Annotated in this window: 22 protein-coding genes; 7 read left to right on the top strand and 15 right to left on the bottom strand. The window is 48.7% G+C overall.

Annotated elements, in window-relative coordinates:
- The first annotated feature begins 78 nt into the window (after positions 1–78).
- Together KI809_RS01180 and KI809_RS01185 are read left to right on the top strand one after the other, a co-directional pair.
- Entirely contained in the window at positions 79–1,110 is a 1,032-nt protein-coding gene (locus KI809_RS01180) for an agmatine deiminase family protein (RefSeq protein ID WP_214169689.1), read from the top strand.
- A 46-nt stretch (positions 1,111–1,156) separates the two neighbouring features.
- The gene (locus KI809_RS01185) at positions 1,157–2,041 is read left to right on the top strand and encodes a carbon-nitrogen hydrolase (RefSeq protein ID WP_214169690.1); all 885 of its coding nucleotides are present in this window, start codon (positions 1,157–1,159) and stop codon (positions 2,039–2,041) included.
- On the opposite strand, the gene KI809_RS01190 is transcribed toward KI809_RS01185, so the two are convergent.
- The 3 genes from KI809_RS01190 to KI809_RS01200 form a co-directional block, all read right to left on the bottom strand.
- Complete coding sequence (locus tag KI809_RS01190) at positions 2,038–2,889, bottom strand: PEP-CTERM sorting domain-containing protein (RefSeq protein WP_214169691.1); 852 nt, start codon at positions 2,887–2,889, stop codon at positions 2,038–2,040. The genes KI809_RS01185 and KI809_RS01190 overlap by 4 nt on opposite strands.
- A gap of 62 nt (positions 2,890–2,951) precedes the next feature.
- The gene (locus KI809_RS01195; protein ID WP_214169692.1) at positions 2,952–3,623 is read right to left on the bottom strand and encodes a spore germination YkwD domain-containing protein; all 672 of its coding nucleotides are present in this window, start codon (positions 3,621–3,623) and stop codon (positions 2,952–2,954) included.
- Positions 3,624–3,925: 302 nt separating this feature from the next.
- Positions 3,926–4,603: a CAP domain-containing protein gene (locus tag KI809_RS01200; protein ID WP_214169693.1), complete on the bottom strand. Its 678-nt coding sequence runs from the start codon at positions 4,601–4,603 to the stop codon at positions 3,926–3,928.
- A gap of 270 nt (positions 4,604–4,873) precedes the next feature.
- Between KI809_RS01200 and KI809_RS01205 the strand changes: the two genes are divergently transcribed.
- Entirely contained in the window at positions 4,874–5,431 is a 558-nt protein-coding gene (locus KI809_RS01205; protein WP_214169694.1) for a DUF2721 domain-containing protein, read from the top strand.
- On the opposite strand, the gene glgA is transcribed toward KI809_RS01205, so the two are convergent.
- From glgA to KI809_RS01235, 6 genes are all read right to left on the bottom strand, one after another.
- The gene (glgA, locus tag KI809_RS01210; protein ID WP_214169695.1) at positions 5,337–6,911 is read right to left on the bottom strand and encodes a glycogen synthase GlgA; all 1,575 of its coding nucleotides are present in this window, start codon (positions 6,909–6,911) and stop codon (positions 5,337–5,339) included. The genes KI809_RS01205 and glgA overlap by 95 nt on opposite strands.
- 102 nt (positions 6,912–7,013) lie before the next feature.
- Entirely contained in the window at positions 7,014–7,964 is a 951-nt protein-coding gene (locus KI809_RS01215) for an aldo/keto reductase (RefSeq protein WP_214169696.1), read from the bottom strand.
- Between the two features lie 202 nt (positions 7,965–8,166).
- A complete protein-coding gene (locus KI809_RS01220) occupies positions 8,167–9,231 on the bottom strand; it encodes a hypothetical protein (protein ID WP_214169697.1) in 1,065 nt (354 codons plus the stop codon).
- Between the two features lie 120 nt (positions 9,232–9,351).
- On the bottom strand, positions 9,352–9,603 hold the full coding sequence (locus KI809_RS01225) for a hypothetical protein (protein ID WP_041969608.1): 252 nt from the start codon (positions 9,601–9,603) through the stop codon (positions 9,352–9,354).
- Between the two features lie 719 nt (positions 9,604–10,322).
- Positions 10,323–11,711, bottom strand: coding sequence for a sigma-54-dependent transcriptional regulator (locus tag KI809_RS01230; RefSeq protein WP_214169698.1), 1,389 nt, complete (start codon positions 11,709–11,711; stop codon positions 10,323–10,325).
- 126 nt (positions 11,712–11,837) lie between these two features.
- Positions 11,838–13,805, bottom strand: a complete 1,968-nt coding sequence (locus KI809_RS01235; protein ID WP_214170463.1) for a sensor histidine kinase — start codon at positions 13,803–13,805, stop codon at positions 11,838–11,840.
- Positions 13,806–13,940: 135 nt separating this feature from the next.
- On the opposite strand from KI809_RS01235, the gene KI809_RS01240 reads away from it, so the two are divergent.
- The 3 genes from KI809_RS01240 to KI809_RS01250 all read left to right on the top strand — a co-directional run bounded on the left by KI809_RS01240 (position 13,941) and on the right by KI809_RS01250 (position 17,578).
- Positions 13,941–15,215 (top strand): TolC family protein, encoded by a 1,275-nt coding sequence (locus tag KI809_RS01240; protein ID WP_214169699.1) that lies wholly within the window; start codon positions 13,941–13,943, stop codon positions 15,213–15,215.
- Positions 15,216–15,398: 183 nt separating this feature from the next.
- Complete coding sequence (locus KI809_RS01245; protein ID WP_337833267.1) at positions 15,399–16,883, top strand: TolC family protein; 1,485 nt, start codon at positions 15,399–15,401, stop codon at positions 16,881–16,883.
- Positions 16,884–16,984: 101 nt separating this feature from the next.
- Complete coding sequence (locus KI809_RS01250; RefSeq protein WP_214169700.1) at positions 16,985–17,578, top strand: hypothetical protein; 594 nt, start codon at positions 16,985–16,987, stop codon at positions 17,576–17,578.
- Here KI809_RS01250 and KI809_RS01255 read toward each other — a convergent pair.
- The 5 genes from KI809_RS01255 to KI809_RS01275 form a co-directional block, all read right to left on the bottom strand.
- A complete protein-coding gene (locus KI809_RS01255; RefSeq protein ID WP_214169701.1) occupies positions 17,562–18,335 on the bottom strand; it encodes an inositol monophosphatase family protein in 774 nt (257 codons plus the stop codon). The genes KI809_RS01250 and KI809_RS01255 overlap by 17 nt on opposite strands.
- 148 nt (positions 18,336–18,483) lie before the next feature.
- Positions 18,484–19,236: a sensor histidine kinase gene (locus KI809_RS01260; protein WP_246559100.1), complete on the bottom strand. Its 753-nt coding sequence runs from the start codon at positions 19,234–19,236 to the stop codon at positions 18,484–18,486.
- Positions 19,237–19,527: 291 nt separating this feature from the next.
- Entirely contained in the window at positions 19,528–20,994 is a 1,467-nt protein-coding gene (locus KI809_RS01265) for an ammonium transporter (RefSeq protein WP_246559102.1), read from the bottom strand.
- Positions 20,995–21,032: 38 nt separating this feature from the next.
- Positions 21,033–21,371, bottom strand: a complete 339-nt coding sequence (locus KI809_RS01270) for a P-II family nitrogen regulator (protein WP_214169702.1) — start codon at positions 21,369–21,371, stop codon at positions 21,033–21,035.
- Between the two features lie 84 nt (positions 21,372–21,455).
- Entirely contained in the window at positions 21,456–22,238 is a 783-nt protein-coding gene (locus KI809_RS01275; RefSeq protein WP_214169703.1) for a hypothetical protein, read from the bottom strand.
- A gap of 439 nt (positions 22,239–22,677) precedes the next feature.
- Here KI809_RS01275 and KI809_RS01280 point away from each other — a divergent pair, with 439 nt between their 5' ends.
- Positions 22,678–23,592, top strand: a complete 915-nt coding sequence (locus KI809_RS01280) for a GGDEF domain-containing response regulator (protein WP_214169704.1) — start codon at positions 22,678–22,680, stop codon at positions 23,590–23,592.
- A gap of 59 nt (positions 23,593–23,651) precedes the next feature.
- Here the strand turns inward: KI809_RS01280 and KI809_RS01285 are convergent, their stop codons facing one another.
- Positions 23,652–24,341: a cytidylate kinase-like family protein gene (locus KI809_RS01285; RefSeq protein ID WP_214169705.1), complete on the bottom strand. Its 690-nt coding sequence runs from the start codon at positions 24,339–24,341 to the stop codon at positions 23,652–23,654.
- Positions 24,342–24,432: the final 91 nt, after the last annotated feature.

Genomic DNA, 24,432 nt, shown 5'->3' on the forward strand with positions numbered 1-24,432 from the left:
AGTTATGAAGTCTGTTTGCATTTCTGAATCGAATTCTATAGGATTCTGTTCTTGAATATAGTTGAGGAGGAACAACCGATGGTCCGGAGAATGCCCGCAGAATGGGAAAAGCAAGATGGAGTTCTGATCGCTTGGCCTCACCCAGAAACAGATTGGCGCCCATTGCTTAATGAAGTAATACCTGTTTTTTGCAAAATATCCTCGTTAATAAGCCGCAAAGAAAAAATTCTTATTGTAACCCCCGAGCTGACCATAGTTGAAGAGCTCCTAATTAATGCTGGAGCCAACATGGCCAATGTGCGCCTCTATGAGTTTGACACCAATGACACCTGGACACGTGATTACGGCCCGATAACCGTAATGGATCAGGCTGAGCCGACTCTACTCAATTTCGGTTTCAATGGCTGGGGCCTAAAATTCCCTGCATATCTCGACAACTGTATCACCAGCCACTTATATGCGGCCGGGGCGTTCAGCGACTTGCCCTTGGATACTGTTGGCTTGATCCTGGAAGGAGGCAGTATCGAAAGTGATGGCAAAGGAACTATTCTGACAACAACAGAATGTCTGATGAACCAGAACCGCAATCCTCATCTTTCCAGAGAAGAGATAGAAGAAAAACTCAGGCTTCTGCTCGGAGCTGAAAGATTTTTATGGCTGGAAAACGGCTATCTTGCCGGTGACGATACCGATTCCCACATCGACACCTTAGTCCGGTTTGCCTCCGAAGACACAATACTTTATGTAGCTTGCGACAATCCGGATGACGAACACTTCGAGTCTCTTAGCGCCATGAGGGAGGAGCTTAAGGGGTTCAGAACGCGTGACAACAGGCCTTATCGCCTACTGCCACTTCCCTGGCCAAATGCAAAATATGATGAAGATGGCGAGCGGCTTCCTGCTACTTACGCCAACTTCCTGATTATTAATGACACGGTACTGGTTCCAACTTATCGTGATTTATCCGATGAGGTGGCACTTGATATAATTCGTCAGGCATTCCCTGACAGGAAAATCATCGGAATAGACTGTTTACCGCTGATTTATCAACACGGCTCGCTTCATTGTGTCACTATGCAGATGCCAAAAGGCACACTTTGCAAGGCTTAAGAATGTAAGCGCTTTAAAACTAGAGTTTTCCCGGAAGGAGTTTTTTATGAATCAAAAACTTGTTGTTGGCATAGTTCAGCAAAGCTGCAGCAATGACCGGTCTGAAAACATTAACAAAAGCATATCATTGATTCGAAAGGCCGTAGAAAAAGGCGCAAAAATTGTAGTTTTACAAGAACTGCACTGTGGGCCATACTTCTGTCAGACTGAGGACACTTCTGCATTTGACCTAGCTGAGGCTATTCCAGGACCTTCCACTCTTGAATTTGGGAAAATCGCCGAGGAACTGCAGGTGGTTATTGTCACATCGCTTTTCGAGCGCCGTGCACCTGGTCTTTATCACAACACCTCGGTAGTACTCGATAAAGATGGCTCAATTGCTGGGATTTACCGTAAAATGCATATTCCTGACGATCCGGGCTTTTACGAAAAATTCTACTTCACTCCCGGCGATTTGGGGTTCACGCCGATCAAGACATCTATTGGCAACCTAGGAGTGCTTGTTTGCTGGGATCAATGGTATCCTGAAGCAGCCAGAATGATGGCCCTTGCTGGGGCAGAAATGCTTATTTACCCGACAGCCATAGGGTGGGATCCGACCGATATTCAGGAAGAGAAGAACCGCCAGATTGATGCATGGATAACAATCCAGCGTAGCCATGCCGTAGCCAATGGCATTCCCGTTATCTGCGCCAATAGGGTTGGCTTGGAACCATCACCTGTCGGCAGGGGAGGAATCCAATTCTGGGGTAACAGCTTTGCCGTAGGACCTCAAGGAGAGTTCCTAGGGCGAGCAGGGAGTGACGACGAGGAGTTGTTGATTATTGAAATTAAAAGGAATCGATGCGAAGAAGTAAGACGCATCTGGCCATTTCTGCGAGATAGAAGAATTGATGAATTTGGTGATCTCTTGAAGCGCTACAGGGATTAGAGCGGTTTTTTGTCTTCACCCATCCTGCGCATAAGCCGCATGAGTGCAATTACCGCTATCCCTCCACCCATTAGATACATGGTGCCGGGTTCTGGGGTAGCAACATGCCCATGACGCGGCGATGAGTAAACCTTGTAGGGGACATCATGATGTTCATAGGGAACGTTGTAGAAAGTAACCTTTTCCAGCTGTTCGGGGATCGCCCCGACAGATTCCTCTACGGGAGCACCGCTCGATAGTTGAAGCGGAGGTCCATCCACCCGCTCCGCACTCTTAGTTGCCTTTTGTGGTGGAGCGTCAACACATTCATTCGGTTTTGGCGACATAACCATACTGATATCAACTGGGGGCGGGGCAATAACATAATCGTTACAGCAAAATGTACGAACTGTACGAACACCATCAGAAATGTACCCGTCCCCCTCTGGAAGCCTGACAGGCTTGGAAGTACGCTTGATTGTATTGCCTCTCCGGTAAGAGACATAGGTCCATGCTTCCTTGTCAAGCTTTCCGAGCTTTGCGTTTTCCCAGTTAAACCCAGCAAAGTGGTTTGAGAGTATGACATCCCGTTCCACGGTTCTCCGGAAATCCTCTATTGTTCGTATACTGTTCTTCTTGCACAAGCCATAATATGTCCCTCCAATTTCACTGCTGGCATCCGGCTCCTTAACCTCAGACAGGGCAATTTGCTTCGACCGCTCCTTGGTGGTGACATTATCCTTCGCAGAAAGTGATTTCACAAATATGACAATTGTCACTACAGCTAAAACCATTGCCACAGAAATACCGAACCCTTTGATAAAGGAACTACGATATCGCTTTACATTTGATCTTTTTCTATGTGGCATTTGAAACTCCATGACGGACTAAAACTAGACTTCTCGCCGAATTAACACTCGTAAATGCCATATCACTTAACTAACTGCTCACACTGGGTCATGCTAGGATCATCTGTCGGCTTTTCACTGAACCAAACTGCAGCGTAATTCCCATAGACTCCGACACCTATGGTCTGCCACTTATGCCTCTTCCAGTTACCTTGTTGCAACATCATGTCCAACTCTTCTTTTTTCCCTTCCCAATAATTGATCGCCATAACCGGCGTGAAAGGCGCCGAAGTCCAGTAGATATTCTCGTACCCGTTTGATCGGTGGCCGGAAATCTCACGTGGCTTTTTCCACATCCCAAGTGCGCGCTTGTGATCTTGTGTGTAACAAAGAGGCTCCCATCCTCCGGCATCTTTCCCTCTGTCGGACCAACTGTGAAGGTTACATGCCATCCCCTGATCATCGTTACTATTCCGATGCGGGGCGTTAGATGCCAAGTCGATCACATGCCATTTAGCAACCGCGTAAAGGGGTTGCTTAATCGGCAATGGTGAAAGACCACTCTCTCTGCGCAATCCATTCAATAAGCGGCCCAATTCAGCCTCAGCTTCGGTCAAACAGTTACTAGGTTTCACCTCCAGCATAGTCTTTGTAACGATCCCAGACTTATCAGTAGCGGTGATAGAAGCAGCTAAAGAATGCCCAGAAAATGCCAGCAACACAAAAAACAAAACCGCCAAGCGTTTAAATATCATCAGCACCCCCAATGAAGACTAAAAAAAACAAATCTTTGTACTCCTTGATTCACATAATTTGCAACAAATTTCGTGCAGCAGTAAAAGTCGCACCGCTACATTTAGTCAAATTATAGTTCTATGACGTACATTTCAGTCTGTAACAATTGACAAAAAATTGCGCAATAAGTGTATTAATTGAGGGCAATCAGAATTAAAGCGGTGAGATAATGAGTGTCATCATTTTTGGGTGGCAGGTCTTATCTATAAATTGAAAGGTCTCGCAAGAAATGGGTGGACAACCCGCTCAAACCTGTAGTCAATTAGATAGTCGATTTACAAACCGGTAGTGCACCAAGAGGATCAATCAGAGACCCTACCCAGATTACAGCATGGTTTTTGTATATGCCTATGCCTAAAGCAAGGAGGTTACTACCTTTCCACATTTCTTTTTCAAGTAGAATGGCATTGTGACTTGGACTTCTTTTCCAGGCTTCAAGTACTTTTTCAGGAGTTACCGATTCATCCGTGGTGGCGTAGGCATTTTCGTAGCCATCCCCTGAATAAGTATAATTCGTTATTTCTCGCGGTTTATCCCACATTGCGTCAGCATAGGCATGGTCTTTTGTGTAACATACTGATCGCCAAGAACCTTTGTTTGACCAACTATGAAGCGAACAGCTTAGCCCACGACTATCCTCTCCATCGGCTGGTTTGTTCTCAACTAGATCAATCACGTGAACACGGGCAACCTTGTTCAATGATCTGGAATTAGCAATCGGGGGCAGGCCGTAAGATTCACGGTATTCATTAATAATCTGAAAGAGCTTTGCTTCTTTTTCAGTGAGGCAAGAAAATTCACCGGTTTCTTCAGTGACTTGCTTCATGATATTATCGTTTGCAAAAGCTGGTTGCAAAGATATTAAGAAGATAAATACAACCAGAGCCTGGTTCAGGATTTTATTTAGTAGGTTATTTTTATGAGCTTTCTGGCTTAACATGACTCTCCTCGATAATCCTTCTTATGAACCCTATGCGCAAATTTCATACCCACACCATATCCTGTTAATAATGCGATGTTTTTACAACAACACGCGAATAAACATCCGAGAAATGGGCTAAAACATCTGTTCACATATTGCACACAGCCAGATACATGATCATAGTTTGAACAGGCAATAAACATGGGAAATTTGAGATCAACCAACGCATTATTTGAAACTCGAGTTAAAATCAATTCTAGGAACAGGAATAAGCAGGAGAGAATTTAGATGTCTTTACACAATCTACTGGAAATACTTGCCAGTCCACAGGTGCTAACCGCCATGATCACACCAGTGGTGTTGATATCAGCATGCGGAACACTGATATTTTCAACGTCAGGCCGGTTGGGCCGACTCTATGACCGGCTGAATACTTTGAAAGGAGAACTTGAGGGGATAATGGCTGGGAAATTAGACCTGCCTGAAGAACGAATCACCTATGCGCAAGAGCAGTTGAGACTGCAAAGACGGCGTGGTGTCCTTATCCAACGCGCTCTGGCATCTCTTTACAGCGCAACACTGATGTTTATTGCTGCAAGCCTTGCAGTGGCACTCTCTGTAGCCCTCGGACGCCTGGCCTGGCTGGCAACAGTGTTCGCCCTGTCCGGAGGTGCCTTCCTGTTTGTCGCCAGCGCTCTACTGCTTTTCGAAAGCCGATATAACCTGACCTTCATCAATCATCATATTGACTTTATCGCTTCCTTGCAGGAGCACGCCGCCGGATCTGTTGCTTTAAAGTTCCAGCAGGACGATCCAGCGAATGGACCGAAGCAAGCCGCCCCTTGAGGTTCTCTCCTCCAAGCCGCCTTTCAATGGCCAAAAGGTAAAGAGCTTGGTATTTGTCAGCTGCATCTTCCCAGGTAAATTGCTGTTGCATGGCATTTGAGATAAGCTTTTTCATCGCATCTTTACGGTTGAACCAAGTGTGCAGAGCCCAGCCGACAGTATCAAACAACGCCCTGGCTTTATACTCCCAGAACTTAAACCCAGTCCCAGTCAAAGCACCCTCATGAAAGTTTTCTACACTGTCATCAAGCCCTCCGGTAGCTCTGACAATAGGCAGAGTGCCATATCTGAGTGAGTACATCTGGTTCAGTCCGCACGGCTCAAACGCTGACGGCATCACGAAAAAATCGCAGCCAGCCTCAATCCGGTGGGCAAGAGGGTTGTCATAGCCAATTTTTACCCTGAACTTATCAGGATGCGCAGCCATCACATCTCCAAAGTAAAAATGAGCCCACGGCTCGCCACCGCCAAGCATAACGAACTGGACATCCAAAGAAAGAATCCAAGGCAGTGCTTCGGCCAAAATATCTATTCCCTTCTGCTTGACCATCCGGGAGACAATACCGAACAAAGGCACGTCATCGCGCACCGGCAACCCCATCTCCATTTGAAGCTCACGCTTGCATATCTTTTTCCCCGAAAGGTTACAAGCTGAGTAGGTTGCAGGAATGAAGGGGTCATTCTCAGGACTCCACTCTCCGTAATCTACTCCGTTCAGAATGCCGAACAGGTCTGCAGAGCGTTCGCGCACGACACCTTCAAGCCCCCACCCATAATCCGAAGTGTGCATCTCCCGTGCATAACCATTGCTCACCGTATTGATCAGAGTGGCATGGTACAGACCACCTTTCAGTAGATTGACCGCTCCGTCCTTCTCAAGGTTAAGGAAATTGAACCACTCCCAGCCAACCCCAAGAACATCCATCAGTCCTTCATAGAAATCCCCTTGGTATTGCATGTTATGAACAGTCAGCAATGTGGGCCTACCACCCACAAAAGGGTCATTGAGGTATAAAGTATTCAGCAGAACCGGAATGGCGGCCGTATGCCAGTCGTGAGCATGAACAATGTCGGGGCGGAAGTCGAGCATTTTACAGATTTCCAGTGCTGCCTTTGATAAAAAGGCAAACCGGTTATCGTTGTCCAGAAATCCTTCATTGTTAACCTCGTAAAGACCGTCACGTCCGTAGTATCCTTCGTGTTCAAGGAAATACACCACAACGTCACTACCTGGAAGTCGTCCTTCATAAACTCCGCAGTACTGGTTGCCGATTACCCCCATAGGCACAACCAGAATACCAGGAAGGAGTTTCAAACCATATTTCTCTCGGTCAACACAATAATAGCGGGGCATGACGATCCTTACATCATGCCCGAGCTTTTCCAGGTATTTGGGAAGGGCGCCGACCACGTCACCTAGACCGCCCGCTTTGGCAAAAGGGACACATTCGGAAGCAGCCATTAATATTTTCAAACCCATTCAAACCTCACATGAATATTCATTTACAAAAATTGCCACAGATGTACTAGAGATAACAGGGAATGCCATAACCAGGCTGAACCCGCACTATAAGGGAATTAGTTAAACAACCCTGATAATAAACTCGGGACAAGCCGCCCCGCAATACCCGCAAAGAACGCAGGTCTCCTCATCCACCGTCGCTTTACCCTCAACAAGTGAAAGTGCGCTGTTGACGCAAGCTGGCACACACTGACCGCACCCTTTGCAGAAACGCTCCATTATCCGAAGATGGCGCGTCCGGGCCTCAAGATGCTGCCAGGCAACAGCATCTGCCTCTCCGGTGGAAAAAAGCCGGATATTCGCCTCTATTTCCTCTTGGGAGAGCATACCTAAAGCAACGGCATGAACGCCGGGTAACCCCAGAACATAGCCAATGCTTTCGCGAGCAGAAGAGATGAGGTTTCCGCCGGCAAGGGCCTTCATTGCGTAAATTCCGGTTCCTGAGTCAGCACAAGCCTTGATGGCGTCTGCCATCTCTTGTGCAGTCCCGTCGATGATCCCCATGCCAGTGCGATTGATCAAGGGGTGGACAACTTCTATCTCAGGATGCTGAGCGGCCCTGCGCACTGCCGAAATATAATGAGTGGAAAGCCCGACATGTCCTATTTTGCCCTCAGCCTTCATCTTCAGCAGTTCCGCAATCACCTCAGCTCGATCTACGAAAGGATCAGCCACCCGTGCCGCATGGCAGTGAACTATGTCGATCCGCTCACGCCCCAGTTCCCTGAGTCCACGTTCAATATGGCTCCTGGCTGTGGTAGCATCAAGAGCGTGGGTCTTACTGACAATAGTGACAGACCCACGATAACCTTCGACTCCGGCGCGAATATGAGGATAGGAACCATAAAGCTCTGCCGTATCCAGCATGCTAACACCCAGTTCAAGGGCATGGCGGATGAGCCTGCCTCCCTCGTCCGGAGAGAGAGCCGCTTGCAAAGGACCCATCGGAAGAGTGCCATATACCAGACGGCTTACAGTTATACCTGTTCTGCCAAGAATTGACTGCTGCATATCCAAACCTTCTTCCTGAGCTTTAATTCAGTGACTCCCGTAACGACTATCATAATCAAAAACGTGAAAACACCGGTGAAAACCGTGAGGAGAGGGATTTATCGGTTGCTGATAACATGAAGAGAAGATACCGCGGGATATGGCAAAATGCAAAAAAAAAGGGCGGCTTGCGCCACCCAGGAGGTATATATTTGAAGCAATGCTAAGGTTTCAATCCGTGATGCACAACAACCTTTTTCACCGGCCCGTTCATCCTTATTGCTGCGGCAAACTCCATCCAGAAGATCAGGTAGATAGATATCATTGCCGATAAACCAATATTCTGATTCTCAGGACCAAGGGCTTTTGAGAGGATCGGTGATGCAAAGCCTGCCCCTAGGTTGCCGGTAAGTCTTTCAAGCATGTAAAAGAATACAAGAGTTGCGGCAGTGCCTACCAGCATAATTGCTATGCCGCGAGTCCTTTTAACCCAATAACGGGGAGAAAAACCAAACATCCGCATAAAGATCACTACCCAGATGAGCCACACCGAGTAATCAACAGCAGCGTCAGGGAGTGCAAGCCTACTCTTGACGAGAAACACCTCAAGAACTGTGACTGCTGCAAGCAGAGTAAACATCCAAGAAAATTTTTCATCAGCCTGACTCTGCCAAGCTCTGCTGTCAGGAGCGGCTATCTCGCGTGCGGCATGAGTATGTGTTCCAAGAGCTGAGAAAAGTATGGCAAACCAGATACCGGCATTATGAAACAGTAATGAGGCATGGTTACCGGCGACGTTTGCAATACGGGCCATGGGGTCACGTGCAAAATCTGCGGCAATACGCATCAGGAACAGATTGGCCACAATGGAGCAGACCATTATTACAGTCACAGTAAAGATTCGTCGCGGCAGAAGATAGGGATCTACCTTGTCAGGGAACCCGAGAATAAAGGCGAACCAAATAAGAAACATTATGAAGGGAATGCCGAAACAGATGCCGTAAACATTGTTGCCGGCGAAGTCGCCAGACTGTGAATAGATAATGTAGTTATTATTGGGGTCAGCATCCGTATTGGCTGCCTTAACAACCTCTTTAGGTACAAGCTTAACGTGAGGAAGAAGGCCAATGAAATACCAACCATGGTCACCCTGGGCTGTGTCAACCACCCAGTACTGTTCGCCCATCATCTCGTCAAGCCCCTGAAATATTCGCATGGAGAAGGTAGTGCAGATCGCCACCACCACCAGCAACAGGATTGCGTTTTTGATGCTCATAGGTTGTGACATTTTACCCTCCTGAGGGAGTGAGCAGTTTTGCAAGATCAGGCAACCATGGGGTGACGCGGAAGGCCCGCTTCACAAAACCACCGACGATCAACGCCCGTGATGCAAAATAGAGCCACTTTCCTATTCTTTATGAGTAGTCCAAAACATGGATACCGCATTCGCAGCAAACAGACCATAAAGCCACATGGTGTTCCATGCGGGACCGGACCAGTGACTGCCGCGACCACCACCAACCACTCCTGAAGCAACGACAATTCCGATGAGCGCGGTGAAAGCAACCATTGCCACAGCCCTCAAGATTGCGCTGTTACGCCATGTGTGCCGCTCAAGCTCCTCAATCCGATTCAGCAGTTCAAGCTCTCTTTCGCTCATCACACTTCTCCTTTACTATGCTGAAGACTACGAAGCCGATTGCTAATGCCAAAGCTGCTGCCATATGAAATTCGTTGAGATGAAGGCTTGTTATGTAAAGCATGGGTTTCCTCCTATATCAGCATTGCACCAATTCAACAAGTTCGCCTGGAAAGCGTTCAGCAAGTTCCTGGTATTTTAAACAGTCCCGATATTTACAGCTACAGAACTTAATAATCAGATTAACGTCATACGGTGATATATAGCCACAACCAACATCGCAATAGTCGTCACTTTTTGCGTAGAAGGGGCACACAGCTTTATCCTTCTTCATGGGAACCTCTTCTCCGACGTCTGGTATCAACCTTAGACTCCAGTAGGTAGGGGAAGCAGGGCCGGTCGTCACCGACCCTGCATTCTCCCAAGTTAGGAGTAACTGACTTGGATAGAGCAACCGTCATACCAAACGCGGCATTTTTCAGCAATGCGTAAAAAGCTCAAACATTTAAACCAATTACACAATTTAGATTCAGATAATGCGACAAAGGGGTTGATTCGGTTTTGCAGAAGTGCAAATGCAAAGAGGGGATTATTTGAATGGTCTCATTCTGAAAAACAACACACCAACGGGGGAATAATTTAATAATTTCGAACATCTGCAGGACTGGCACCACAAGAGATTCTCAAAGTAGCAGATACGCAAGGGATGCGGGGGATTCTTTTGCAAAAATGCAAATAGCTTACGAGCAATCCTCCTTGCGAATGTTATATTTTTTTATCTTTCGGTAGATTGTGGCCATATTCATGCCGGCCTCTCTAGCGGCAGACTCAATATTGCCCTTGTTTTTCCTGAGCAGCCCTTTGAGGTAATCCATCTCAAATCGCGAAAGCGCCCTCGAATAATCACTTTCATCTAGGACTAATGCCTCGCCGCCTTCATGTGGGAGATGAATCTCGATAAATTGAGAGAGGCATTGCATGGATATGTAATCTCCGGATTCAAGAGCCATTGATGCCTCAATAACATTTTTCAACTGGCGGATGTTGCCGGGCCAAGGGTAATTAAGAACCGCTTCCAAGCCCTCTGCATCCACCCCCTTAATCTGGGTGCCGAATTTCTTGTTCTGCAGTGTTATGAAATGCGCAGCAAGGAGAGGGATATCTGCTGTCCGCTCCCGCAACGGCGGCAGGTGAAGATTCATAACATTCAGCCGGTAATAAAGGTCTTCCCGGAAAGAGCCATCCTTTACGCTCCCCTTCAGATCTGCATTGGTAGCTGAAATGATTCTTACATCCACCTTAATTGTTTTCGTATCGCCGATGCGGTTGAACTCCTGCTCCTGCAGGAAGCGGAGAAGGGTCTTCTGCACATTCATCGGGAGGTTGCCGACCTCGTCAAGGAAAAGCGTCCCGCCGTCAGCGGCCTCTAAGAGGCCCTGACGGTCAGCGCTTGCACCTGTGAACGCCCCCTTCTTTGAACCGAACAGTTCAGATTCGAGGAGCGTCTCAGGGAGTGCACCGCAGTTGATGGCAACGAATTTCTTGTCCTTGCGGAGTGAGTTATAATGAATTGCCTGGGCGATAAGCTCCTTGCCAGTACCGGACTCGCCGGTAATAAGCACCGAGGTATCGCGGATGGCAATTTTTTCGACCTTATCAAGCACCTCTTTCAAAGCAGCAGAAGCGCCAATTATATTGTTGAACCTGAACTTGCCGACCAGTTCTTCACGCAGTTCCCGGTTTTCCTCAAGCAACTGGGTGTGTTTCAAGGCATTTTTGACCCTGTAGAGCAGCTCCTCCGGCTCGAACGGCTTGGTAAGCATGTCGTAGGCTCCCTTGCGCAGGGCCTGGATAGACATCTCTACCGTGGCATAAGCAGTAATCATTATCACCGGAATCCCCGGTTCCTTCTGTTTGATCCGTTGCAGCACCTCCAGCCCGTCCATCCCCGGCATTTTGATGTCGGAGACTACCATATCCCAATCTCCAGGCTTGAAATCCTCCACCGCCTCGAAAGAACGGACGTATGCCTTAACATCATAGCCGCTGTCTTCAAGAACAGCCTGCATCATCCGGCAAAGCCCTTCTTCGTTGTCGATCAACATTATTCTTTTCTTTTTGTCCGTCATATCTATAAAGACCTATCCTGTTATATGTACATTCCCCGGCAATTTACCCAACTTCAAGGGATTATTCCAGAAAAAACCAGCAGTTCGATCGTAGCGGTTTTTCATTTCATGAATAAGAGAGGCTTGTTACAGCTCTTCCTGGTCGACAGGCAACCTAACCGTTACCGTAGTACCCTCTCCCACCCTACTATCAATACTGACCGTTCCATGGTGCATCTCGATAATCTGCTTGGTTATGGCAAGTCCAAGACCGGTACCCTTCTCTTTTGTGGTAAAAAATGGCTCAAAGATCTTCTCCAGATTTTCAGGGGGAATACCAGCGCCGGTATCAACAAAAGCAATCTCGATAAAACCGTCTTCTGCAAGTCTGGTACTGACAACCAGTTTGCCTCCTTTAGGCATGGCCGATCCCGAATTGAGGATCAGGTTGATTGCAACCTGCCTCAGTTGATCGCCATCGACAAGGATTTCCGGGAGGCCCGCACCAAACTCCTTTGCCACGGTTACATGGTACATGTCCGTATGGTTTGCTGCAAAATTGACAATCTGGTCAAGGAGAAGGTTGATATCCGTCATCTCCATGTCAGGTTTGGGGGTACGGGCATAAGAAAGCAGATCCTGAACTATCTTCTTGCACCTCTTGCTCTCCCGCTTGATCTCGTGAATATATTGATAGCCGGGGTCATCGGGTGACATCTTTCCTTCAAGGTAACTCGCGTAACCAAGAATGACCCCGAGCGGATTGTTGATCTCATGAGCAACGCCTGATGAAAGGACCCCGAGCGATGCCATCTTACCCTGCTGGGCAAGAGTAGCCTCCATCTCTTTGTTGTGACGGATAATCTCGGTCATCCGGTTGAAGGCAGACGCCAGCTCCCCGAGCTCGTCGCCGCTCTCAACGGCCATCCGTTCCTCAAGCCTGCCACTCTTAACCTTGCGAATTACCTCTATCATATGGTTTATCGGATCGGTGAGCACCTTTGAGGCAAGGGTCACCATGCCCGCAGCAATACCCCCCATTATCAGCACCAGCGGAATGAGTGCGCCGAGAATCGTCCCCTTTATCTTGTTGGCATCACGATAAAACTCGTCCTCATATGATCCTACCGCGACAATCCAGTCCCAGGGCTCGAAATACTCATAGCGGACAATCTTCATCCGCGGCGCCTTGTCACCCTTGTTTTTCCATGGGTAGCGGATCCAGCCGCTCTTTTTGGCGCACATCTCGCGAATAAAATAGGAACCGCTGAGGTCGCGGGCATCAAAAATATTAACACCTTCGCTGTCCGGATGAATGGTCAGCTTGCCTTTGCGGTCCATGCAGAAAATATAGCCGGTATCGCCGACCTTTTTGCTCTTGATCCTGCTCCTCAGATCTTCAAACGCGCTCTTTTCGAATGCAGCATCTTCATAAGTCTCATCAGCATAGCTCCCTGCAGCGATGATCCAGTCCCACTCTCGGAAATAACGATAAGCCACAACCTTAGTTCTAGGATGCTGATCACCGATGGCCGCGTTCCTCCAGGGATAGGTTATGTAAAGGATCTCCCCGGGTTTCGATTTTTTGGCAGATTCACAGATCTCGCGGATGAAATAGCGACCATTCTCGTCTTTTTCGTTATAGACATTCTCCCCTTCGCGCGCGATGTGAACCATCAGGTCACCTTTGGTATTCATCGCATAGATATAGCCGGTCGCGCCGACGTTGACCTGCTTCAGAGCCTTGCGCGCCTCCTGTCTGGCGGTAGCGAGATCGATGCTCCCCTTTTTCGCCTGGTTGTTTTCACTATCCACCAGGTTGTAAGAGAGATTGGCCAAGGTTGCGAGTTCGAGATTGATCGTTCGCTGCTTGTCTTTCTTGTAGACCTGAAACTGCTGGTGATGGGCATTCAACAGGTCTGTGGTGAATGCCGCCATATGTTGCAGATCGTCTTTGCTGGTCTTGGTAATCCCTTGGTAAGCCTGACGCGATGCAATCAATCCCACGAGACTGCCAACAACAAATATGGGAATGACCACCTGCGGCATGACCACGACCAGCATCTTCCAGCGAAGTCTCAGGTTGTCCATGAATTTGAAAAGATAACGATGCATGATTGGCCGGATTATCGTGTATACGGATTCGGTTGACAAGAATTAATTTCCAGGTTGAATATATTGTCTTGCCAGTGCAGTAAGAGGTTCGTATATAGAAAACCATGGATTGCTTTTCGTTGTAAGGAGAACAATATGCAGTTTTCCACTCTCAGTATTTTTTTCATCACCCTGCTCGCCATCCCTGGGGTGACAGTTGCAGCCCCCCTTACCTTGAAGGAGTGCCTGGAGCGTGGGAAGCGCAACAACCCCTCCGTTGTTGTTGCTAAAAGAGACAGTGCCATTGCCGCCATCGGCGCGAAACACGCAAAAGCCGCTTTTTATCCGCGACTGGACATGCAGGGTGGTTACACCATGCAGCTTGAGTCTCAGGCAGTCGAAATAAATGGCCGCTCTGCAGAAACCCAGCAGGCAGACTTTGCTTATGCCAACGCAGCACTGGTTTATACCCTTTACGATTTCGGCCGCCGAGACGCCAGGCGACTGTCGGCGCAGTCGTCTGCCGACGCCGAAGAAAGCAATGTGCTAACCCGCGAGCAGGACACTTCCATGCAGATCATTGCAACATTTTACGGGATACTGGAGGCGGGAAAACTCGTCAAGGCCGCTGAAGAAGAGGCATTGCAGGTTGCTGAACACCTCAAGATAGCGTCAATAATGTTCGACCAGGGTGTTGTCACCAGAAACGACGTACTTCAAGCCGAGGTGCGGCTGGCATCTGCAAAGCAGAAGCTGCTGTCAATGCGGAACCGGCTTGATAACCTCAGACTCCAGCTCAATTTCCTTACCGGAGCCGATCCGGCATCTCGGGAAGATCTTGTTGAGCAGGTCGAAATCCCGTCGGAAACAGCGGTACTTCCAGAGCCGAAAAAAGCGCTTGAGAAGCGGCCAGAGATTCGTGCATTGAAGAAGAGGATAGAAGCGAGCGCATATGACCTTAGCGAGAGCAACAGCGCCTGGTATCCGGAGATATTCAGCAGACTGGCCCTCGATTACGTGCAGAATGACAGGGTCCGCGAGCAGACAATCATGTCGGCAACCATCGGGCTCAAGATGAATATCTTTGATGGCTACGCCACAACTACCGCAAAGCAACGGGCAGTCAGCATAAAAGCACGTGCGGACGAAACTCTGAGGCTTGCCGAGGCACAGTTCCAACTGGAATTGGCAACTGCGGTCAACGACAGCCGCGTCGCCAGGGAAAGGATTGCCGTCACCGAAACAGCGATACGGCAGAGCGAAGAAAACCTGAGGATCAATAAAGACCGGTACCAGGCGAGAGTTGGCACAGCAACTGACGTTCTCGATGCCCAGACCCTACTCACACAGTCAAAGACCGAGCATTACAGTTCGATTTACGATTTGCAGGTTGCCGTCGCCCGCATCAAACGGGCAATGGGAGAGCTTTGAGATTTCGAACACTGGCAGCTATAAGGCGTTGCCCTACCTCCCGTGGTTCCAGCCTTCACTGCATCTGAATACACCTGACTGTTTAAAAAAATAACTGGTAAGCTTCTTATTGACTATACATTCTGTAAAGTGCAAACTTCCGTATTTGCTGGTGGAAAAAGCACTCACTAGGAGGAATCAAGAGTGAAACACCTAATCACGGCTGCTGCCGTATCCCTTATGCTGACAGCCAATGCAGATGCCCAGGAAAACACGCTCAAACTTTCGGTCAAAGACGCCGTCAAGTTCGCCGTAGAAAGAAACCTTGACGTCAAAACCGAGCTCTATAACCCGGCACAAGCCGAGGCTGATATCCGCAAAAACCGGGCAATATACGAAACCCATCTGACTGCAGATACCTCGTACAACCAGTCAACAACATACTCTCCATCACTGGGTGGTGGCGTTGACCAGAAGGAGTTCAATTTTACGCCCGGAGCCTACAAACTCCTGCCCACAGGTGGCACCGTTAATCTTTCATTTGACAATTCCTATAAGAAAAACAGTGTCGCCACTACGCTTGGCTCCTATTGGGAATCAATGCTCAACCTCTCATTGTCGCAGCCGCTGCTGAAGAACTTCGGCAGAGACAGTACCGAGTTGAATATCAAGGTTGCCGAACTCAGTAAAGATGCTTCAGTAAAGCGTTTCAAGACAAAGCTGCTGACAGTGGTTGCGCAGGTAAACAGTGAATATTTTTTGCTGCACAGTTTGAAGGAAGACCTTGTGTCCAAAAGGACATCACTGGAACTGGCACAACGGATTCTTAAAGAAACTGAAGCCCGTGTTAAAGCAGGGGTTCTGCCGGCCATGGAGATTCTCAATGCCCAGTTCGGTGTTTCTTCCAGGGAGAAAGATACGATCGACGCCGAAAAAGCGGTAAAAGATCAGGAAGATATCCTGCGAGTGTTGTTGCAGCTCGACGGTTCAGCAGAAATAATCCCTACGGATGCACCAAACAGGACCGAATATACACTAAACGAGGATGATGCCATTAAGAAGGCTCTTAGCGGCCGCCCAGAACTGGATGACCTGAAGTTCCAGCTCACATCGAGCGAAATCCAGACACGGGTCTTAAAGGGCCGAACCTTGCCGGACCTGTCTCTGACATCCTCAGTCGGACTAATGGGGCTTGGAGACACCTATGGGCGCGACTTTGAGCGCCTCGGTTCTACCGATTATCCGATTTGGAGTGTGGGGTTGAAGCTTGACTACCCCCTCGGCAATCAATCCGCTGAAAACGATTTCCGGAAAAGCAAACTCCGGACCGAACAAATCAGAACTCAACTGGAAGCCCTGAATTCTTCCTTGGCCAGCGAGGTACGAACGGCAATCCGCGCGGTAACATCAAGTTACAAGCAGCTTGATGTGGCTGATCGCGGCAGGGCTTATGCCGAAGAGCGCTTGAAGGCATATCTGAAAAAGAGCGAGGTTGGTCTGGCCACCAACAAGGACGTTCTTGATGTCGAAAATGATCTGTCAACAGCAAGGACGAATCAGATCAAGGCGCAGGTAGCCTATACCAACGCCCTCTCGCAGTACTGGAAATCAACAGGTGAACTGCTCGACCGCGAAGGAATTAAAGTGAATAGTTCCCAGGCAGACAATCTTTATAATAAGTCGAGGTAGCGTTGCCATCTGTTTTCCGTATTCAGTACACTTGCCTCTGTGGCGAGTTCCGGTAAAATTGCATCATGCAATGCTACGTCAAATAATCAGGGTCAACTAACATGCTTGCACGATTTTCTTTTCTCAGCCTGACATTACTGTTGCTTTCAGGGTGTGCCTTCGAGATTGATACGGCAATGGACATGGACTTTGCCCCCGAAGAATCGACTGCGATAAAATGGCTTGAGAAAAACGCCGGGACCACTTCGGGAGATGCGGAACTTCTTGCCGCTCAGGTGTTGAAAAATGGAGGAAAGCCCCAGAAATCCGGAAACCTTTCGGCTTGGTTAATGTCAGAAGATCTGCCGTTTTCTGTGGTGGCGGTGGACGAACAGGTGTCAACGGCAGACAATGGGACAACGAAGAGAACTCTCTATCGTTTTCAGGAAGATGCGCTTATTGCCTATAGTTATCCGGAGTACCATGAGAGGGTTGAAACAGGAGAGGACAAGAACAAACGGGAACAATATGCCCGCGAAGTCGCAATGCAGGCCAAGATGGGCACTGCGCCATCACGGCCGGCAATGTACGAAGGCAAATATGCCTATTCACCGAAATATGACGGGTTTTGTCGGGTAGCGATCACCGAATACAACACCAAAAGGCAAGTACTCGCTACGTACTCTATAGATGTCTGCCCTAAAGGGGAGCAATAATGCCGAGCATTTCATCATGCACCCTTGAGTTGCTGGCAATTATCCTATGCTCGTAAACTGAATACGCTTCTCCGGCATAATTGGTGACTCTGCCGCCAGCCTCCTCCACCAGCAGCTTCCCTGCAGCAACATCCCATGGCTTCAACTTGCACTCCCAGAAACCATCGATTCTCCCGGCAGCAACATACGCCAGATCAAGGGCAGCGGCGCCGAATCGCCTGACACCCTGCGTCGCCATGGTAAATCTGGAGTACAATTCAAGATTATTCTCGTTATCCCAGGTCCGGTCATAGGGAAATCCTGAGGCAAGAATACTGCTTTTGAGGTTTACTATTTCGGAAACTGCCAACTGCTTGCCGTTGAGGAATGCCCCCTCCCCTTTGACTGCGGTAAACATCTCATCCATGCAGGGGTGATAAAGGGCTGCCACTGAGATCTCACCGTCAACCTCCAACCCTATAGAAACACAGAACCAGGGAAGACGGTGGGCAAAGTTGGTTGTCCCGTCAAGTGGGTCAACAATCCAGGCCATGTTTGAGCGACGTGCGCCGTAATCGTTCTCTTCCGCCAGAATATCGCTATCAGGGAATGCCTCTCGCAGCATCCCTACGATCAAGGCTTCACTCTCCCGGTCCACTTCGGTCACCAGATCTATTGCACCTTTGTGCGAGATCTTGAATTCTCCATGCAGACGATCCAGTTGAAGTGCCCCCGCCTTTCGGGCAGCAGCTACCGCAACGCTGAGGTATTCATTCATAATTCTGCTCCGATGCATAAGTAGAAGACTCAAGCCGCACGACAACTGATTGCCGAGGCAATTACCCTACAGTATGTGCAATTGCCCACAAACTATACACTGTCGAAGATTCGGTAGCAATAGAGTCAAAAACTGAGATGGGTATTGGTTATTCGGAATCAAGAGGAAAACGCAGGGTAAAACAAGTACCATCGCCTGGGCGACTCTCAACAGTGATGCTCCCTCTCATGGCATGAATGATCTCTCTGGTCACAAAGAGACCGAGACCGGTGCCGGTACCGGCTTCCTTGGTCGTATAAAATGGTTCAAAAACATTTTCCAGATCAGCTGCAGCAATACCGCACCCGGTATCAGAAACCCGGATTTCACAAGCGGTATCTCCTGAAACCTTACTGGTCACGCGAATCGTCCCCCCCCCTTCCATGGCATGGAGAGAGTTCATGACGAGATTGATGAATACCTGCTTCAAACGACCGGCATTCAGCTGCAGAATTGGTATTTTATGATCAAGTATCTGGGTAACGGTCACAGATCTTTTCTGGATTTCGTAAGTCAACAGTTGCAGCACATCCCTTATGACCAGATTGATGTCAGCTTCACCAACGTCACCTCCATCCATACGGCCGAAGGTAAGCATACTTCGGCTCATCTGTGAAAGCCTCTGGGCTTCACTGCCAATACGCTCAAGCAACTCAAGAACATGCTCCGGCAGCCCTTCTTCGCGCATAATCAGCTGAGTAGCAGCAGAAATAACCGAAAGCGGGGTGTTTATTTCATGAATAACCCCAACTGCAAGCTGTCCCAGTTCAGCCATCTTTTCACTATAGGCAAGCTGATCAAGAAAGCGGCTGCTCGTAGCTTCATCACCATCTTTCAACTGTTCAACCAGCATCGGATTCATATAGCCCCTAACCTTAAGCCGGGATATGTTCTAGAGAAAAACCACAATCTTTATCAAAATATTTTTTCCAAGAGACGATCTGCTGGAGACTTGCAAAAACTGGAATCCTACCAAAACAAGAGGCACAAGCCGTGCCATCAGCCAGTCCCCCCTTTTTATGCGTGTTTTGCCAGGAAAAGAAAAAACAAGCCGTACTGCAATGCCGATAAATTAGTCAAACTCAGCCAATATCTGCATAAAAAAAAGGCCGCCAGTCACGGCGGCCACGATTCAGGTAGTTAAAAATCAATTTTAGTTATATGCACTCTCTGAGTGCTGTGTCTGGTCAAGACCCATAATTTCATCCTCTTTCTCAACTCTGAGACCAATGGTCTTGTCAAGGATGAACGAGATAACCAGGGTAACGATGAAGGCATAGGCACCTGCTGCTGCAACGGCAATCAACTGGGTGACGAACTGCTTAACATTGCCTGAGGTGAGGCCGGTTGCCCCTACTGTCGCAAAAACACCGGTAAGCAGAGCACCAGTGGTGCCGCCGATACCATGGACACCGAAAGCATCAAGAGAGTCGTCATACTTGAGCTTGGCTTTCATAAGAACGCCGCCGTAGCAAACCACACCAGCAACAAGACCGAGAATGATTGCAGCACCAGGCTGCACGAAACCTGCCGCCGGAGTGATGACAACCAGTCCGGCAACGACACCGGAGCCGAAACCAAGGGCAGAAGGCTTGCCGGAATGGATCCACTCAGCAATCATCCATGACAACCCACCAGCTGCCGGAGCGATAGTGGTGGTAGCGAAGGCAAGACCGGCCAGACCGCCAGCAGCGTCGGAGCAGTTGGCGCCAACAATTGCACTACCTGCGTTAAAGCCGAACCAACCGAACCAGAGCATACCAACTCCGAGCATAGTAAGCGGCAGGCTGTGGGGAGCCATCCGTTCCGTCGGAAATCCATGGCGCTTGCCGAGGAAAATAAGGGCTGCCAACGCCGAGATACCTGAAGAGAGGTGAACAACAGTGCCGCCGGCAAAGTCCAGTGCGCCCTTCTTGAAGAGCCAGCCATCTGTCATCCAGACCCAATGAGCCAGTGGGTCATAGACCAGGGTGGTCCAGAGCAGGACAAACACGCAATAGGCGGAGAACTTGATCCGCTCTGCCAGCGCCCCCGAAATCAGGGCCACGGTGATCATGGCAAACATGCACTGATACATGGCAAAGACATACTCGGGAATTGAACCGGGCTCGGTGGTCACGTTCTGGAACAGGGCATAGACCGGATTACCGTCCTTAAAAGTAATCAAACCGTTCAGTAACGCCTTGCTGCTATTGCCGACCAGCCCCATGAAGGCATCCGGCCCGAAAGACAGGGAGTAGCCGATGATCGCCCACTGTACCCCGACGATCCCCATGGCAACAAAGGAATGCATGATAGTCGACAGCACGTTCTTTTGCCTGACCATGCCGCCGTAAAAGAAGGCCAGCCCCGGAATCATGAAGAGAACGAGGGCCGAGGAAATCAACATCCAGGCCGTATCACCGGTATTCAGCACCGGATCAACATTCTTGGGTTTCGGTGCCTCAGCAGGGGCTGGTGTAGCAACCGCTGCAGGCGCTACTGCCGCCTTCTGCGCAGATGAAATTGCTGCCTGGGCCGGAGTTGCCGGGGATTTGACCTCTTCAGCGAAGAGCGCTAAGGGAGCTGAGAGCAGGCAGGCGGCAAAAGCCAGCCAGAGAATAGTTATTTTTGCTTTCATGATTAAACCTCCAATCGATTCTTGAATCCTTTGATTCGTCAGATTGCTTCCAGCCCCTTTTCACCGGTCCTGATCCTTACCGCATCATCCAACGGAAGGATAAAGATCTTGCCATCGCCGATTCGACCAGTCTTGGCTGCCCGCTCAATCGTTTCAACAACCTTTGCCACCAGTTCGTCTGCGACTGCTATTTCAACTTTCACTTTCGGAATAAAATCAACGACGTATTCAGCTCCCCGGTACAGCTCGGTATGGCCTTTTTGTCGGCCGAACCCCTTGACCTCGCAGACCGTAATCCCTTCGACACCGATCTCGTTGAGGGCATCCTTCACTTCATCCAACTTGAACGGTTTGATTATCGCTTCTATCATTTTCATTTTCGTACCCCTTTCATCCTTTATCCCAGCATTCTTGAAAAAATGGGGAGGGAGTTACCCTCCCCAAGCCCCATGAAGAGGGTTTCAGGGGAAATTGATGTCTATCTGTGTCGTTACGGTATTCTTACCACCAGTAAGTGGTTCGTTGTAGATGTCATAACCGAGAATGACTGACACATTCTTGGCAAAAGCCCAAGAAACGCCAAAACTCAGAGCACCGTTCAGATTCTTGCCGCTCATATAGTCAACGGCAACCCACAGTTTATCGGATATCTCGGTCATTGTCCGGTCCCAGGAAAGCAATACACCGTTATTGTCACTGGCAGTGCCGGAAGGCGCATTTGCGTCCGGCTTGCGCAGCACTGCTGCATTCCCGGAGTAACCACCAGCCGAGAGCCGGCCAACGAGAGGCAGTGTTTTAGCAAGGAGCCCATAGGCAATATTCTGGTTGGTTACGCCGGATTTAAGACCAATGTTGTACATACCGGCAGCGATGGCCGGAGAATTCTTGAAGAGAGAATCTTCAGGCGTTCCGAGTTTGAAGTGGAAATATACCGGGTAACTGTCAGCATTATTGCTCTGTCCTGGAGCAGAACTCCCGTCAGAGATAAAATCCGCCCCAATCTCACCCTGCAATTTCTCCCAAGGCAGCACACCGACTGTCGGTCCTATTGAAATAACATTTGCAGTATAGCCATCACTTTTCGAGGTCCGCAAATAGTTGTCGAAATTAAGATGCAGGGTTTTATACGCCTGCACATCCGTTGAAGGAATCCATATCTGGGTTGAAGGTGAAGCCAGAGCAGCGCCGGCTGCCGAAAGCGAGAGTGTTGCTGCCATTGCAAGAATTGTAACTGTCTTTTTCATGTTCAATCTCCTTTGATATTTTTGTTTTCAGTTAATCACTTCCTGTTAACCACCCCTTGTTAACTGTCTCCTTTCAAAGAGTTATAAAAAAAGCGCCGCTCACTTCGGGTGAGACGGCGCCATTGCCTGGTATTCCTAGCGCACTACGTTGTGCGGTCAGTGATTTGACTTTCTCTTTAGCACATGGCGTGCCACAACTTGGCAACACAAATTTAATTCACAATATCGATACGTTACACAACAGCAGAATGTAGTTCAGCATTTATTGCTGCTCGATTTGAGAGCCCACAGAGCAAATTGCACACTTTTTATGCAATCATGTAAATTTACAAAATAGTAATGAATCCATCATCACACTGGATTTTAGCGACGCAGCAGATATACTAATCAACAAGAGTGGACCACTGCTGCTATTAAATGAACGGATCCGAGGGAATTAATGAAAATACTGGTAGCCGAAGACGATCCTATCGCTCTGGGATTTCTGGAGCTTTCCCTGGTTAAATGGGGCTATGAGGTGGAGATAGTTGTTGACGGGCTTTCAGCTTTGGCAGCCCTTAAGAGACCTGACGCTCCAAAGTTGGCCATCCTTGACTGGATGATGCCCCAAATGGCTGGCATCGACGTTTGTAAGGAGATTCGCAAAAACTCTGACAACGATCATGGATATACCTATATTATCCTCCTGACTGTTAAATCGTCACTGTATGACATGGTAGACGGGATCTCAGCAGGTGCCGATGATTACATCATAAAGCCCTTTATCCCTCAGGACCTCAAGGTAAGACTCGATGCCGGGAGACGCATCGTGGAGCTGCAGGAAAAGCTGCTGGAAAGCAAAAGGGTTCTTATTTCGAGTTCATCTAACGATATCGGCACCCGAACCTGGAATCGCGATAAGATCATTTCTCTTGTGCAGGCTGAACTTAACAGGTCGAAAAGAAAGGGGCGCTCTCAGAGCATAGCTCTCCTTAAAGTCGACAATTATCATGAATTGTTAAGCACAATAGGTCCCAAGGAATTGGATGACTTCCTGTGCAACTCCATAAACCTGATCCAGAAAACGGTGCGATCCTATGACTCTATTGGTCGCTATTCAGATGATGAGTTCCTGATTCTCTTTCCGGAAACAGTGTGCGATGAAATGCCCGGCATCATCGACCGAGTCTACAAGACAGTTCATGAAATTGAGTTATCCCATAGCTGCGGCAAGTTTCCACTCTCGATAACTATCGGAGTTGTGACCTGCAAGGGGGACATTGCTGAGGAAAAGCTGATTGCAGAGGTTAATGCCGCTATCACCAAGGTCCCGCTTGAAGGGGCCATCAGGGCTCACTTCGCAGTTGTCCAATAATAAAACAGGCGGTCTTCATTCGAAAACCGCCCGTTGACCTCTTGGCTCTCAGTCTTTGTCTAAGACATATAGTAGGCCATCGTCTCCGCAATCTTGTCTGAAGAGCTTCTGGCATTGTTAAACACCGCGTGGTAAAGAGTCGGCTCATCCAGTGAACAGTTAAGGAAATCCCTGACAAACTTGTCACGCAATTGCTGTCGGTTATTTACCAGCTCCTGCGCTTCATTCCGTGAAATTCCGAGACGTTTGGCAATCGACCCAATCTTGAATTCTCCTGGGGCAACAAGTCTGAAGTGAAAACAGTTTTCCAGTGACTTGGTAACGACCGCCCCACCTCGGCCAACAATGATTACATTACCGGCATTGGCCAGTGAGATGATCTGGCGACAGAGAATCTTGTAATAATCCTTGTCGTTTTTCCAGTTGGGGGAAAATGTGGAGATAACATCATCGAGAAAACTCGGCTTTGTGCCAAGATTCCTAAGGATCTCTTCCGACACATTATGATTCTTGGCAACCTCCTCAAGCAGCGCTTTGTCCATGAGCGCCCATGTTGTACCGGTTTTTTTCTCCAGTAGCGACTTCAGCTTTTCCGCCACGGGGTAAGCTTCGCAGCCAAACTCCCGGGAAATGGTCACTGTGGGCTTCAACTTTGACTTGCTGGAAGATAATTCATCCTGAACTCTTCTCGTTACTTCTACAAGCCCGGAGAGCCTCTTTTCAATGGAGGGGATTAAGGTATGCGGCATATGGTCCTCCTTGCATGAAAGTTTTCGACCTAAGCTGTGCCGGTCATATATTAATTACGCCTCGTTTTTACGCAGAGTCAAGTGCAGCATA

The organism is Geoanaerobacter pelophilus, from assembly GCF_018476885.1.
Taxonomy (GTDB): Bacteria; Desulfobacterota; Desulfuromonadia; order Geobacterales; family DSM-12255; genus Geoanaerobacter; species Geoanaerobacter pelophilus.

Bases quoted from the DNA above. Each gene is read 5' to 3' on its own strand.
- KI809_RS01255 (WP_214169701.1), bottom strand. From the start codon at position 18,335: ATGAATGAATACCTCAGCGTTGCGGTAGCTGCTGCCCGAAAGGCGGGG.
- KI809_RS01270 (WP_214169702.1), bottom strand. From the start codon at position 21,371: ATGAAAATGATAGAAGCGATAATCAAACCGTTCAAGTTGGATGAAGTG.
- glgA (WP_214169695.1), bottom strand. From the start codon at position 6,911: ATGGGTTTGAAAATATTAATGGCTGCTTCCGAATGTGTCCCTTTTGCC.
- KI809_RS01215 (WP_214169696.1), bottom strand. From the start codon at position 7,964: ATGCAGCAGTCAATTCTTGGCAGAACAGGTATAACTGTAAGCCGTCTG.
- KI809_RS01200 (WP_214169693.1), bottom strand. From the start codon at position 4,603: ATGTTAAGCCAGAAAGCTCATAAAAATAACCTACTAAATAAAATCCTG.
- KI809_RS01285 (WP_214169705.1), bottom strand. From the start codon at position 24,341: ATGCCGCATACCTTAATCCCCTCCATTGAAAAGAGGCTCTCCGGGCTT.
- KI809_RS01275 (WP_214169703.1), bottom strand. From the start codon at position 22,238: ATGAAAAAGACAGTTACAATTCTTGCAATGGCAGCAACACTCTCGCTT.
- KI809_RS01180 (WP_214169689.1), top strand. From the start codon at position 79: ATGGTCCGGAGAATGCCCGCAGAATGGGAAAAGCAAGATGGAGTTCTG.
- KI809_RS01225 (WP_041969608.1), bottom strand. From the start codon at position 9,603: ATGAGCGAAAGAGAGCTTGAACTGCTGAATCGGATTGAGGAGCTTGAG.
- KI809_RS01235 (WP_214170463.1), bottom strand. From the start codon at position 13,805: ATGCATCGTTATCTTTTCAAATTCATGGACAACCTGAGACTTCGCTGG.
- KI809_RS01260 (WP_246559100.1), bottom strand. From the start codon at position 19,236: ATGAATCCGATGCTGGTTGAACAGTTGAAAGATGGTGATGAAGCTACG.
- KI809_RS01190 (WP_214169691.1), bottom strand. From the start codon at position 2,889: ATGCCACATAGAAAAAGATCAAATGTAAAGCGATATCGTAGTTCCTTT.
- KI809_RS01185 (WP_214169690.1), top strand. From the start codon at position 1,157: ATGAATCAAAAACTTGTTGTTGGCATAGTTCAGCAAAGCTGCAGCAAT.
- KI809_RS01205 (WP_214169694.1), top strand. From the start codon at position 4,874: ATGTCTTTACACAATCTACTGGAAATACTTGCCAGTCCACAGGTGCTA.
- KI809_RS01240 (WP_214169699.1), top strand. From the start codon at position 13,941: ATGCAGTTTTCCACTCTCAGTATTTTTTTCATCACCCTGCTCGCCATC.
- KI809_RS01250 (WP_214169700.1), top strand. From the start codon at position 16,985: ATGCTTGCACGATTTTCTTTTCTCAGCCTGACATTACTGTTGCTTTCA.
- KI809_RS01265 (WP_246559102.1), bottom strand. From the start codon at position 20,994: ATGAAAGCAAAAATAACTATTCTCTGGCTGGCTTTTGCCGCCTGCCTG.
- KI809_RS01195 (WP_214169692.1), bottom strand. From the start codon at position 3,623: ATGATATTTAAACGCTTGGCGGTTTTGTTTTTTGTGTTGCTGGCATTT.
- KI809_RS01230 (WP_214169698.1), bottom strand. From the start codon at position 11,711: ATGACGGACAAAAAGAAAAGAATAATGTTGATCGACAACGAAGAAGGG.
- KI809_RS01220 (WP_214169697.1), bottom strand. From the start codon at position 9,231: ATGTCACAACCTATGAGCATCAAAAACGCAATCCTGTTGCTGGTGGTG.
- KI809_RS01280 (WP_214169704.1), top strand. From the start codon at position 22,678: ATGAAAATACTGGTAGCCGAAGACGATCCTATCGCTCTGGGATTTCTG.